Below are 13,698 nucleotides of genomic sequence, written 5' to 3'. Positions count from 1 at the left end.
GTCTTTTCGTTTACAACACAAGTACTTTCATTTACAACACAAGTACTTTCGTTCACAACCCAAGTACTTTCGTTCACAACACAAGTCTTTTCGTTCACAACACAAGTCTTTTTTGAGCCTTTGCTTTTCAAGAGGGGTTGGGGGGATTAAAAGTCTGTGGAGCCACTCTAAAAGACTTGTGTGTACACGGTAGCCTTATAAAGGGGAGGGAACATGATTTTTCTTCCCTGCTTTATAAGGGGGGATTGAGGGAGGTAATTAAGTCTGACATCGTGCAAAGGAGCGTCTACCTTGAGTAATAAAAAACTACGTAACTTCGTATTTATCCTGCACCGTTATATTGGTTTAGCGGCGGGACTGATTGCCATCCTGGTTGGGTTAACTGGCAGCCTAATCATTTTCCAGCGCGAAATCAACGAGTTTCAACTGCATCAACAGTTTGGTGCTATCTTCCCTAAAGGCGATCGCTTATCGCTGGAAGTTGTCCTGGATATTGTCAAAGCCGCCTATGCCAACCTGCCAGAAATGGCATTGCAAAGGGTTTATTTCCCATCTAAACCGGATGATCTCTTTAATGTCGTCATCTCAATTCCGGGCAACGATTGGGTAGAAGTCTACGTCAACCCCTACACGGGGGCAATTCTGGGTAACAGTCTGCATCCCAATGCCGTACAGCACTTTCTCCAGATTGTTTATGAACTCCACACCTCGTTGAAATTGGGCGATCTGGGTTTACAGATTCTTGGTGTTGTGGGTTTAGTGATGTGCATCGTTGTGATCACAGGAATTATCTTGTGGCCCGGTTGGCGCAAGCTGATGGCAGGCTTCAAAATGAAGTGGAATGCCCACCCCAAGCGCCTTAACTTCGATCTACACAAGGTATCTGGTATTACTGCTGCCATATTTTTACTGTTCACATTTTTCACTGGATTTGCCTGGAATTTGGGCTATGTTGACCCTCTGATTCGTACCATTACCTTCAGTCCATCGCTTCCTGAGCTTGCTTCACAGCCGATCGCAGGTCAATCGCCCCGACCACTCAGCCAGCAGATAAAAACGGCTCAATTTGCCCTACCCGACGGAGCATTGCGGAGCATTGACTTAACGACAGATCCGAAAGCGCCTCTGCGATTGCGGATGAAGCTCCCTCAAGAGCGGGAGGAATACGGCAAGAGCAATGTCTATCTGGACCAATACAAAGGTCAGGTTTTACGAGTTGATAATTCATTAAAGGCATCGTTAGGCGACAAGATTCTTAATTCCTTTGAGCCACTGCACTACGGCACCTTCGGCGGCTTACCCACCCGCATTCTCTACATCTTCGTTGGTCTGGCTCCGTTAATTCTATTTATTACTGGCTTTGTGATGTGGCGGTATCGCTATCGGGCAAAACCGACTATAAAAGATAGCATTTATACAACATCAAATTGAAGCTTGACGAATTGGCATTTTTGATTTAATAAGTGGTTTCGCACTCTCGCAGCAGAAACCATCAGTCATCGCACAGATGTAATATATTAAGAGCGATCGCCAAAGTTGGGCGAGTACGCTATAGACAGTCCAGACAAAAACGGCACAAAACTTGATTTTGTTAACTGAAACGTCTGATATTGAAAAGCTGCTCGATAAATGCGGTAAGCAAAGCCATACTGTCAGGCTGATCGCACTCTTATTGCAGAATATTTTCAGTTGTGTAGACGCTCTTAGCGGTGAGGGAGTCGCAGTCTTGGCGGTTCCCGTCGTTAGCGCAGCGTTAGCGAGTCTTCGAGCGTCTTGCGAACTCCCGAACCCGTTGGCGCAGCCTCTCGTAGAGAAGGGCTTGTCGTAGACATCGCTCTTTATCCTAACAGATACTATTCTCAACCAGTAATTTTTGATAGTAAACATGATGATTTGCCTTTTCTGACATCTAAGTTTTTTTTATCTGGTGGTGTGAGAACCACTACGCCAAATGTACCTGGAGTCAGTGACGATTATGAAGAAGTTGCAGGTTACAACTACTTATTTTTCTTGCCTGATATTCAGGAGTTTGAGCATTTTAATGCGAACCAGCACACTCAATGTATCGGTATTTATTGGTATCCTGATTTACTTTCTAGTTTCCAGGGAAGCTTTGAGCAATTGCCTGTTTTGCTTCAACAGTTGATAGAAAATCCAATTAAACAGCGCTTCCATCAGCCGTTAGGAACAACCACGCCTGCAATGCGGTTAGTACTCAAACAAATATTGCAGTGTCCGTTTCGAGAAACACTTAGACAAATGTATTTAGAAGCAAAGGTGTTGGAGCTACTGACACTTCAGATTGCTCAGTGGCAGGGAAATTATCAAGTATTACAGCGATCGCTCCATTTCCGTTCCAATGAAATTGAACGTTTACATCACGCTAAAGCTATTTTAAATCAAACGCTCCAGAATCCACCTTCGCTACTAAATCTAGCCAAACAAATCGGACTCAATGATTTTAAGCTCAAGCGGGGATTTCGAGAAGTTTTTGGCACTACGGTATTGGGATATGTGCAATCCCTGCGGCTAGAGCAAGCACAACAGCTACTCCAAGGCACTATATCTGACAGTTGCAGAAATTGCTTCTCAAGTGGGATACGAAAGCATAGGTCATTTTGGCTATTTGTTTAAGCGGCAATTTAGCATGACTCCCAGAGAATATCGTCAGCAAAAAGTACGTACCGATTCCGCTTAAAAAAATAGTCTAAACTCCAGGTTTTAAGGTAGCTACAACTAAGAAGCACCCCCCATTTCTGGAGGGCGCTTCTTAGTTAGCTAATACTAAAGTATTAACCGTTGATAGCAGGAGCAGTCATTGCTACAGGAGCAACTTCACCAGCAGCTAAGTCTAGGGGGAAGTTGTGAGCGTTACGCTCGTGCATTACTTCCATACCTAAGTTAGCGCGGTTAATTACGTCTGCCCAGGTGCTGATGACGCGACCTTGAGAGTCAATAATTGATTGGTTGAAGTTGAAACCGTTCAAGTTGAACGCCATTGTGCTGATACCCAAAGCGGTAAACCAGATACCAATGACAGGCCAAGCTGCGAGCAAGAAGTGCAATTGACGGCTGTTTTGGAATGATGCGTATTGGAAAATTAAACGACCGAAGTAACCGTGGGCTGCAACGATGTTGTAGGTTTCCTCTTCTTGACCGAACTTGTAACCGTAGTTAAGAGATTCGGTTTCGGTGGTTTCACGCACCAAAGAAGAAGTTACTAGAGAACCGTGCATTGCAGAGAACAATGAACCGCCGAATACACCAGCCACACCTAACATGTGGAAGGGGTGCATCAAGATGTTATGTTCTGCTTGGAACACAATCATGAAGTTGAAGGTTCCAGAGATACCCAAAGGCATACCATCAGAGAATGAACCTTGACCGATTGGGTAGATCAAGAATACTGCGGTAGCAGAAGCCAAAGGTGCGCTGTAAGCTACGCAGATCCAAGGACGCATACCTAAGCGGTAAGAAAGTTCCCACTGACGACCAAGGTAGGTAGCGCAACCGATCAAGAAGTGGAAAACTACCAACTGGTAAGGACCACCGTTGTACAACCACTCATCTAAGGAAGCAGCTTCCCAGATTGGGTAGAAGTGCAAGCCGATGGCATTTGAAGAAGGAACAACTGCACCAGAGATGATGTTGTTTCCGTAGATCAAAGAACCTGCAACTGGTTCGCGGATGCCATCGATGTCCACAGGAGGAGCAGCGATGAAGGCAATTACGAAGCAGGTTGTAGCAGCTAGTAGGGTTGGGATCATGAGTACACCAAACCAACCGATGTATATGCGGTTGTCGGTGCTGGTGATCCACTCGCAGAAGCGATCCCATACGTTAGCGCCGGAGCGCCGTTGTAAGGTTGTGGTCATGGTTTTATAAGTGCTATGGGTTGTTAAATATGGAACAAGCGGTTTTATTTTCGCCTGTTGAAATACAGTTTACATGAATTTACTTTGACGCGAAATGTGACTTAATATTCTGTAATATAATTCTCTAACAAGCTCATCGAACTGTAAAGTTTTCCTACTATAAATAATGAAGATAAAAGTAATGGATTGAGGCTTTTTAAGCCATTTCAACACCAAACTAGCTATCACTTTCAATGATGCGATCGCCTAGTTATTTTCTTTTACACTTCTTTACAATTAGCTTCTGGGACAAATTGCAAGTCTTGCTAATTTGTAACCAAATAATTAAGTTTTATATTGTCATTGTCTAAATGTTTCAGTTAAATTTTTTTGTGTTGTGGAATCTTAAAAATCAAAGTAGATGTAGGGCAAACTGCCTTCTGGAGCTAATAACCAAACAGCGTAAAAACATAGGGGGACGAAGACAAGCTTAAGGGGCCAGTTAAACTCTAACTTCAGTATCCGGTTGAATGCATAGACTATAGACATAAGGGCAGCTATACCTAGAAGTACCAAAGCGAGTTGGGATTGACTCATATTTAAGGCTTCCACATAGACTTTTTCAGCAAACTGGGCGTCAGCCGGATAACCCCAAAGATGCCGAATTACCAAAGAAGAGTCTTGGAGATTAGGTAGACGGAACCAAATCCAAGAGGTAAAAACCATCAGTTGAGTTAAGAACCAAGCGACAAAGATACCCAGAGGATTTTGCCAGAATTGTTCTAGATTTTCAAAGCGATCGCTTATAGAATCTGTAAGTCGATGAACCACCAAAGCTAATCCGTGGAGTATGCCCCAAACGACATAACCCAAAGCGGCACCGTGCCAGATACCAGCAATTAACATCACAATAAATAAATTCCAGCAGGTACGGACTAAACCTCGACGGGAACCACCCAAAGGAAAGTAGACATAGTTACGTAGCCAATCTCCTAGAGTGATATGCCAGCGCCGCCAAAATTCGGAAATATTGGTGCTGAAATAAGGAAAGTCGAAATTTTCAGGTAGAACTAAGCCAAAAAACATAGCACTACCACGGGCTATGTCTACGTAACCGTTGAAATCTAAATATAACTGCAAGCCATAGGCGAATGTAGCTAACCACAAATCGGTACTACCCGCCCGTTGCAAATTACCAAAACATAAATCGACAAAAATTCCCAAGTGGTCAGCAAAAATACCTTTTTTGACTGCGCCCCTAGCAATCAACCACAGCGCTTCGGCTACTCTATTGGTACTGGGTAATTCTGGTGTATTAAATTGATTTGCTAAATTGTGGTAGCGCGTAATCGGCCCTGAAATCAGTTTGGCAAAGAATAATTTGTATGTAGCAAATTTGAGAAAATTATCAGTAGCAGGGGCACCGCGATAGACGTCTATTAAATAAGCAATACATTCAAAGGTGAAAAATGAAATTCCCAAGGGTGCAATTAATTTAAAAGAGCTATCTGGTGAGTTTATTTGGACATGAAAAACAAACTTGAATAAAGGGGTAAAATACTTAAAAGCTAATAGCAGTAAAACATTTAGAATTATACCCACCCACAAAATCTTTAAACGGCGGCGATTCCAATCAACTTGAGCAAATTGCCACTCTTCATTAGAAATTTGTAAGTCAAGAGAATGTTTTCCTGGTGATGTGTTGTTACCAAGTTCCAGCCCTATACGAAAATTTATAAACGTCAATGCTAATAGTAATGGTATGTATTGGATGTGCAAAGATGCATAGAAAACCAAACTAGCAATTAGCAGCGTCCATAATCGCAATTTATGTTGTGCTAAAGACCAGTAAATTCCCAACACGCTCAACAGGAAAAGTCCATAGAAAATTGATATAAAGTTCATTTTTTAGTCATTAGTCATTTGTCATTTGTTATTGGGCATGAAGCATTGGGCATTGATCATTAATCAATAATTCTTCTTCCCCTGCTTCCCCTGCTTCCCCTACTCCCTCATCCCCATTCCCCACTCCCTACTTCACTGGCCAAGGAATCATCGGATCGTTAGCTAGCTTTTTCGAGACTTCGTATGCACCAAAGCGGTTGAGGTGGCTAGGATCAGAAAAGTAATCATTTACTTTTGTCCACTGTTGGCTCAAATCACGATAAATAAAGTTGGGATTAGTAGCCAAACGCAACATATATTGCTGAAATTGTTGCTCATATTGTTTACGTACTGGATCTAAATAATCTCCCGTCAGAGGCATGTTGAGAAATACTAAGGAAATTTTCTGAGACTGGGTAAACTGAAGCACTTCTTGAAAAGCAGTATCTTGCTGTCCTTCTACTTGGAAAGATTTATAGTCGTTGTCATAATTTCCGGTAACTCTAGAATGTTTTTGATAGTATCTCGCGGGATTAAAGCGAATAGACAAGGGTAGAAAGCCATCAAAGTCAACCGCTTGCTGAGAAATACTTTCATCTGAAGTACCGTCTGTCAACTGTTTTTGTGATGCAACTGTCTGATTATTACCAAATAAAAGCAGTTGTTTTTGTAGTAAACTTTTAATCTGGTCGCGGTTTTGATAGCTAGCAGAAACAGATGCTAAAGCCTGATTTAACGATTGATTGATAGCTTGATAAGTACTAATCTCCTGTTTTTCTTCGTTTGTTTTTTCTTCTTCTCCGGAATTTACCGTATTTTCTGGCAAATCATTGCTACTTGCCGTTGTTGGTGTTTTTTGGAATGCTTGTTTATAACCAGCTGATGCAGCGAGCGATTTAAAGGTAATATCCTCGCGCCCACCGTTGAAAGCACGCGCACCATCTGCCCAGATAATTATTTTGGGTAGTTCTGATGGTTCTAGGACGTGACGAATCACAAAGTCTACAACTTGTGCCGTAGCACCGTTAATCCCAAAGTTAAACACATCAAGATTTGGATAGCCTTGAGTTGCTAAAGCTTTAGAAAGTGCTGCGGGATCTACTCCTCTGAGGGCGCGGGAGGAGCCAATAATCAATATATCTGGGGGACTACCAGTTCTAGCTAAACGCTGTTTATACAGTGCTAGTTGCTCGTCTAACTGCCTGACATTAAAACTTGGCATCTGCGATCGCGCTGCTAAAAGAATAGCTGTTGCGGTTGCTTTTTCCTTCAGTGGTGCGGCTGCTAAATTATTTTTCGGGGTATCATCACTCTGGGTAAATTCCGAAGCGTTAAATACAGAACTCTGATTTGGAGGAGATTTTGTCTTGGAAGTGCTGCTAAAAAATGTCGTTTTCTCACTCTGATTTTCTTCAGATGTCAAAGATGCCTTTTGCTCAGAAGATGATGAGAGGCTGGCACTAGCGGCTTTTGGCGAACTCGGCGTAGTACGTGCAACAATGTGACCCAGTACCCAATCAGTTTGGAGGGTGAGCAATAATCCTAGTGTTCCCCAAACCAAAGCAATTTTAATTCCTTGAACATCATGGTTATGTTCCGCTGACTCTTTGCTTTCGGTAAATAACTGACTTTTCAACAGGAATTTTCTCGCAGTTGAACTTGCCGTTGCTATCCAATCTCGCGCTACTTCTGTTACAAAATTTTGAACTTCTTTTGTGGTTAAGTCTGGGCGCAAAATTGGCTCACTAGTCTCAGATGTTACTAAATCGTTAATGTATATAGAAGTAGCAGCAAATTCTGGGGTTGCTTCTGGTACTAAACGTTGGCGATGTTCAAGATCGACGCCATAATGCCAAAAAGGTTCTTTATTCCCAGCACGGCGACCGTAGATACGTACTCCTATTATACCGGAAATTTTTAACTGGCAGATAAACTGCGTAATTTTACTTGCTACTTGTTGCCGCTGTGGACAAACAGGTGCATCACACATAATGTGCAATAAACCATTTCTGTTCAGTAGAAGTACGCGAATTCCACCTGTCAATAGTCGCCAATCCAAATCAGGATTGAGTAAGCGCTCTAATAAAAATACAATTGCTGGTTCATCGCCAGTATTTGCCAAATCAAGTGGTGATATGGCAAAGGCGGGATGGTTTGCTGCGGCTAAAGCCAGCCAATCAATCCAAGTGGGTTCCTTGTCACCTGCTTTTTGTCCGTATACGGTGGCGGCGAAAATGGCTTGAGGAGCGATCGCTTCTAGCTGCGGTAAAATCGCCTCTAAGCACACTAGCTTATCTGGGATAGGGGCAGTTCCTAAAGGATCAAAAGCTGGGATACAAAAAATATGTAGCGTTGATTCTTTCAGAGAAACTTGGACACCAACTTTTAACCCTGATAGTACTTCAGCTAATAATCGAGCGATCGCTTGGACATCTCCCCAACGCGCCCACTCTTTAAGCATCACCTCTGGTGGTGTCAAATCCACCCGCAGCAGCCAATCTGGGGCAGTTTCGCCGCTCACCTGAGAAACAATTACGGCATCTTGGTAGCCGGAAAGCTTGAGATAACGCAACTTCTGTGCTATTGGTTCGGCAAGCAACGATGCATCAGGGCTATAGCTTGACTGGCAAAATATCCACAGGCGATTTTCTTCTGGCTGAGAATTCTTTGGCTTATATAGCTTAATCTTTACCTGTACTGATACACCTAGCGTACTCAGAGTTTCGCTAAGATATCGAGCGATCGCTTCTGGATTTCCTTGGCGTGCCAAACTTTCGTTAGAGACAATTAGCGCCCCACCCGATTGTTTTAATTTTTCCGAGTCTGCTAGCAGCGCTTGTTGCACCTGATCTAGATGCTTATCTATTTGATTCAAGTGAACTCGATGGCACCATGAGGGGCGCTGTTCCCCTTTTCTGCGGCCATAGACAAATACTTGATATATTGAGGTTTGTTCGCTGCTTGTGAGAATATCTAAGTTTGTTTGCTGTAGTGCTTGCAGCAAATCAGACAAAGTACGCCAACGCTGCGGACATTCTGTACCTTCACAAAGAATATGAAGGTCATTTCCCCGCAACCGGACTTTCACTCCGAAACTGTTGATCCCTGTTGCTTGGCTTACCCATTGCACTAAGGATTGCTGGCGATCTGGTACTACTGTTTTCATGCTCAGTTAATTTTACAGTCAGCGATGGTTGGGGGATAGTGCCTGCACTTGTAAACTAGAACCATAGGTTTATCACACTCTGACGTTTTTTTTTAACAATTTTGTTACCTTCGTAGCTCACAAAATCGGACAAGATAGTCTTGTATAGGTTGTAAGTCTGACTAATGTTGAGTTTTGCGTTTATTTTACTAATAGGGAGTCAAAAATCAGAAGTTAGAAGTTAGTAGTTAGGAGCCAGGAGTCAGAATAATTCTATATGACTGGCTGATGACTTGTTCTTTAAAACCGGACTTGTGTAGCCACCGCGCCAATGCCCCTGATGGGCGAAACAAACAATAAGCTTATCTCATTTCAACTCCATCCCTTTATCGTTGGAGTCATCCTAACTCTTAACTCCTTTTTACTCATAATTCCCATAACCAAAAATTAGCAATGCCTCCTACCAACCAACAGTCTTCGCCTAAACCCGCATCCAATCTGGATTTATTTCCCATTCCCCAATCATTACTTTTACAAATAGGTACAGCGTCTATATTACTGCTGCTGATTACCGGAAAAACTACAGTAAGAGCACTAGAAGCCATAGGAGAAGCTAGTGAAGAATTATTTCGAGGCGATCGCCTACCCAATCTAGACTTCCCAGATGAACACGAAATCAATCAAGATGAGAAGATATACACCAAATAATTATTTGCTCAGGAACAACCCGGTGAGCATTAAGTGCAAAACCTAGAACCGTAAACAGTAATTAGCTTTACAAGAATAGAGAATATGGGTTCCCTTTTATACTCTTCGTCTCAAACTGCGGATATATACCCGGTGTCGGAATTATTTTTGCGTCATCGTCTCCAGGTAGTGGAAGAATTGTGGGAGTCAGTTCTCCGGCAAGAATGCGGTCAAAATATGGTAGACCTGTTGCGTCAGTTGCGCAATTTATGTTCGCCAGAAGGACAAGCAACAAATGACCAAGCATCCTCAGCCGTCAAATTAATTGAACAACTAAATATCAACGAAGCAATTCGCGCGGCTCGTGCTTTCGCTCTGTATTTTCAATTGATTAATATCATAGAGCAGGAATACGAACAACGGCAGCAATTGAGTCGGTATGAGGCAGAAACAGAGGCTACAGAGCCAGAAACATCATCCAATGTTAATTATTCCTCCAATCAAAGAGAAGATGACGCACCTGTTAACAAGGGAATAGCAGCACCCTTCCTCAGAAAGAATTATCTCGAAAAGGCGCAAGTCAAACCAAAAGGTACTTTTGCTGCCTTGTTTCCCTATTTATTCAAATTGAATGTACCACCCCAGCAAATTCAACGTCTAATTGCACATCTGGATGTGCGGTTAGTTTTCACTGCACATCCGACAGAAATTGTTCGTCATACCATCCGGGATAAGCAGCGACAAGTGGTACAACTTTTGCAAAAACTGGATGCCTTGGAAAATCATTCTGGGACTACACCAGGAGCATATCCTTGGGAAGCAATAGATGTCCGCGAACAATTGCTTGAAGAGATTCGCCTGTGGTGGCGTACAGACGAACTTCACCAGTTCAAACCCACAGTGCTAGATGAAGTAGATTATGCCCTGCACTATTTCCAAGAAGTTTTATTTGATGGTATTCCGCAACTGTATAAACGTTTCAAACACACTCTATCCAATACCTTTCCTTGGCTAGAACCACCGAGTAAAAACTTTTGCTCTTTTGGCTCCTGGGTAGGTTCAGACAGAGACGGGAACCCATCAGTCACGCCCGAAATCACCTGGAAAACGGCTTGCTATCAGCGCAAAATGGTAATCGGGAGATATATTCAGTCAGTGAAAAATCTGATTGAATTGTTGAGTGTGTCGATGCACTGGAGTGATGTTTTACCAGACTTACTGGAATCTCTAGAATTGGATCAGTCCCAGTTCAGCGAGGTATATGACGCACTGGCGCTGCGTTATCGACAAGAACCCTATCGGCTGAAACTGGCTTACGTGCTGAAACGGTTGGAAAATACTCGCGATCGCAATCTATCTTTGTACAATCGGGAAACGCCGACAAATCAAGATAGCCCCCTGTATCGTTCGGGAGCCGATTTTTTAGCAGAACTGCGAATGATTCAGCGCAACTTGACAGAAACAGGTTTAAGTTGTCGAGAATTAGAAAATCTAATCTGTCAGGTAGAAATTTTTGGCTTTAACTTGACACAGTTAGATATCCGTCAAGAATCATCCCGTCACGCCGACGCGCTCAATGAGATCCTGGAATACCTGCAAATATTACCCCAACCTTACAACGAACTATCCGAGGAGCAAAGAGTTGCTTGGCTCACAGGCGAACTGCAAACCCGCAGGCCACTAATTCCGGCAGAATTGCCATTTTCGGAAAAAACCAACGATGTAATTGAAACCTTTCGCGTCGTGCGATCGCTGCAACAAGAATTTGGTCTTAACATCTGCCAAACTTACATTATCAGTATGTGCCGCGACGTGAGCGATGTACTGGAAGTATTGCTTTTAGCCAAAGAAGCCAGACTTTTTGACCCCGCCATTGCCGTCGGAACTATTCAAGTAGTCCCCCTATTTGAGACAGTAGAAGATTTGCAACGCTCCAGAAGCGTCATGCGGAAACTGTTTGAACTACCGTTATATCGCGCTTTGTTAGCTGGTGGTTACGAACAGACAAAAGCAGAAGGTGCAGATGAAAATTCACCCTCCCCTGCTCCCCTGCTCCCCTGCTCCCCTGCCTCCTCCGTCACTGCCAACTTGCAAGAAGTAATGCTGGGGTATTCTGACAGCAACAAAGACTCTGGTTTTTTAAGCAGCAACTGGGAAATTCATAAAGCTCAAAAATCACTGCAAGAAATAGCAGAAAACTACGATCTAAACTTGCGGATTTTCCACGGACGCGGCGGTTCTGTGGGACGGGGTGGCGGCCCCGCTTACGAAGCGATTTTGGCTCAACCAGGTCATAGTATCAATGGGCGAATCAAGATTACCGAACAAGGAGAAGTTTTAGCTTCCAAATATTCCTTGTTGGACTTGGCTTTGTATCACATGGAAACCATCACCACTGCTGTGATTCAAGCCAGCCTGTTGCGGACAGGGTTTGATGATATTGAACCCTGGAATGAGATTATGGAAGAATTAGCCGCGCGATCGCGTCAACATTATCGCGCCCTAATCTACGAACAGCCTGATTTTGTTGATTTCTTCCACGAAGTAACTCCCATTGAAGAAATTAGTCAGCTACAAATTAGTTCCCGCCCCGCACGTCGTCCATCTGGTAAGAAAGATTTAAGTAGTCTGCGAGCTATTCCTTGGGTATTTAGCTGGACACAAACTCGCTTTTTGCTTCCTTCATGGTACGGTGTTGGCACAGCGTTACAAGAATTCTTGAACGAAGAACCAGAAGAACACTTGAAATTACTCCGCTACTTTTACGTTAAGTGGCCCTTCTTCAAGATGGTGATTTCTAAGGCCGAGATGACTTTGGCAAAAGTAGATATGCAAATGGCACACCACTACGTCCAGGAACTCTCAAAACCAGAAGATCAACTTCGTTTTGCCAAGGTTTTTGACCAAATTGCCAGCGAGTTTTATCTAACAAGGGATTTGGTGTTAAAAATCACCGATCACAATCGACTCTTAGATGGCGATCCTGTATTGCAACGCTCTGTGCAGTTACGTAATGGCACAATTGTCCCCTTGGGATTTATCCAAGTTTCACTACTCAAACGTCTACGGCAGTCCCAAAATACTACTGCTACTTCTGGAGTAATTCATTCTCGTTACAGTAAAGGCGAGTTACTGCGAGGAGCATTGTTAACTATTAATGGTATTGCTGCTGGGATGAGAAATACAGGTTGATTGGGAATGGGGAAGAAGCAGGGGAGCAGGAGAGACAAGGTGACAAAAGTTTAGAACTTGCAACAAGTCTTTTCCCTTGTCCTCTTTCCCATAACAAATGACCAATGACTAATGACAAATGACAAAAAACAGAATTTTAATTTGCACTTTCTTGGCGCTGTCATCAGGTTTTTTTGGTGCTTACACCAGTGGGCAAATCACTATAATGCTGCATAGCCAAAAGTGCCAAAACCAACCTTGGGGTTTAAAGGAGATGTGCAACGCTTGGATGACACCAGGAGCAATATGGCAAGGTAGCACAACAGGACTTTGGACAGGCACTATCTTAGGGGCTTTTGTTGGTGGTGTGGTGACGCGACAAGCTCGTGATTAGTCTCATGTGATACCAATTCAATTAATGATTGCAACAGATCCTTGGGTAAAGACTTGATGAATCGCGTCTTTAGAGATTTTTAAATTGGTATGAGTTTGAGGATTGGCAGCTTTGGTGTCAGCAAGGCTGGTAAAATCTACCCATAGCGAAGAAGAGAAAATCACCATGCCTACCGAAACTAACCCAGGGAATCAAACTACTACAGGGGCTGATGCGATTGATGAAGCGATCGCACAGGGAATTGATTTTGATGGTTCTCCCATTCCGTCTGCCAAGCTAGAACTTTATGGTAAAGTTATGGCGCTAGAAGGCAATAGACAGCGCAGTGGTGTATCTAATACTATGCGATCGCGCATTGTGCGAATTGGCGCAAAACACATTCCCCAAGCAGAACTCGACCAATTACTTGTAGATGCTGATTTCGCACCCCTAAAAGAAAAAGAAATTGCCTTTTTTTATAGTGGTAAATAATTGTTAATGTTTTACAACAGTTTTCATTTATCTGAACCAAATATGCTGTAGGGGCACAGCAATGCTGTGCCCTCAATTCTCTACCTCACACA

The 13,698-nt window shown here is 43.2% G+C and carries 10 protein-coding genes; 7 read left to right on the top strand and 3 right to left on the bottom strand.

All coding sequences use genetic code 11. The annotated features are described in order from the left end of the window. The first annotated feature begins 291 nt into the window (after positions 1 to 291). From V7L12_RS27960 to V7L12_RS33400, 3 genes are all read left to right on the top strand, one after another. Positions 292 to 1,431 carry a PepSY-associated TM helix domain-containing protein gene (locus V7L12_RS27960; RefSeq protein WP_335089340.1) on the top strand — a complete coding sequence of 380 codons (1,140 nt, stop codon included), beginning with the start codon at positions 292 to 294 and terminating at the stop codon, positions 1,429 to 1,431. A 342-nt stretch (positions 1,432 to 1,773) separates the two neighbouring features. Beyond that, on the top strand, positions 1,774 to 2,634 hold the full coding sequence (locus tag V7L12_RS27955) for a helix-turn-helix transcriptional regulator (RefSeq protein WP_335089339.1): 861 nt from the start codon (positions 1,774 to 1,776) through the stop codon (positions 2,632 to 2,634). Beyond that, entirely contained in the window at positions 2,594 to 2,698 is a 105-nt protein-coding gene (locus V7L12_RS33400; protein ID WP_442947925.1) for a hypothetical protein, read from the top strand. The genes V7L12_RS27955 and V7L12_RS33400 overlap by 41 nt, the downstream gene beginning before the upstream one ends. 94 nt (positions 2,699 to 2,792) lie before the next feature. On the opposite strand, the gene psbA is transcribed toward V7L12_RS33400, so the two are convergent. From psbA to V7L12_RS27940, 3 genes are all read right to left on the bottom strand, one after another. Continuing rightward, a complete protein-coding gene (gene psbA / locus V7L12_RS27950) occupies positions 2,793 to 3,875 on the bottom strand; it encodes a photosystem II q(b) protein (protein WP_335089337.1) in 1,083 nt (360 codons plus the stop codon). Between the two features lie 384 nt (positions 3,876 to 4,259). Then, a complete protein-coding gene (locus tag V7L12_RS27945) occupies positions 4,260 to 5,759 on the bottom strand; it encodes an MBOAT family O-acyltransferase (protein WP_335089334.1) in 1,500 nt (499 codons plus the stop codon). 127 nt (positions 5,760 to 5,886) lie between these two features. Beyond that, positions 5,887 to 8,904, bottom strand: a complete 3,018-nt coding sequence (locus V7L12_RS27940; protein ID WP_335089332.1) for a DUF1574 family protein — start codon at positions 8,902 to 8,904, stop codon at positions 5,887 to 5,889. 432 nt (positions 8,905 to 9,336) lie between these two features. On the opposite strand from V7L12_RS27940, the gene V7L12_RS27935 reads away from it, so the two are divergent. From V7L12_RS27935 to V7L12_RS27920, 4 genes are all read left to right on the top strand, one after another. After that, the gene (locus V7L12_RS27935; RefSeq protein WP_335089330.1) at positions 9,337 to 9,591 is read left to right on the top strand and encodes a hypothetical protein; all 255 of its coding nucleotides are present in this window, start codon (positions 9,337 to 9,339) and stop codon (positions 9,589 to 9,591) included. Positions 9,592 to 9,675: 84 nt separating this feature from the next. Further along, a complete protein-coding gene (locus V7L12_RS27930; protein ID WP_335089328.1) occupies positions 9,676 to 12,762 on the top strand; it encodes a phosphoenolpyruvate carboxylase in 3,087 nt (1,028 codons plus the stop codon). Between the two features lie 118 nt (positions 12,763 to 12,880). Beyond that, a complete protein-coding gene (locus V7L12_RS27925; RefSeq protein ID WP_335089326.1) occupies positions 12,881 to 13,135 on the top strand; it encodes a hypothetical protein in 255 nt (84 codons plus the stop codon). A gap of 165 nt (positions 13,136 to 13,300) precedes the next feature. Beyond that, complete coding sequence (locus V7L12_RS27920; protein WP_335089344.1) at positions 13,301 to 13,606, top strand: small RNA NsiR4-regulated ssr1528 family protein; 306 nt, start codon at positions 13,301 to 13,303, stop codon at positions 13,604 to 13,606. Positions 13,607 to 13,698: the final 92 nt, after the last annotated feature.

Source organism: Nostoc sp. (assembly GCF_036918245.1).
Lineage (GTDB): Bacteria > Cyanobacteriota > Cyanobacteriia > Cyanobacteriales > Nostocaceae > Nostoc.
This window is presented reverse-complemented; position numbering and strand designations above follow the sequence as displayed.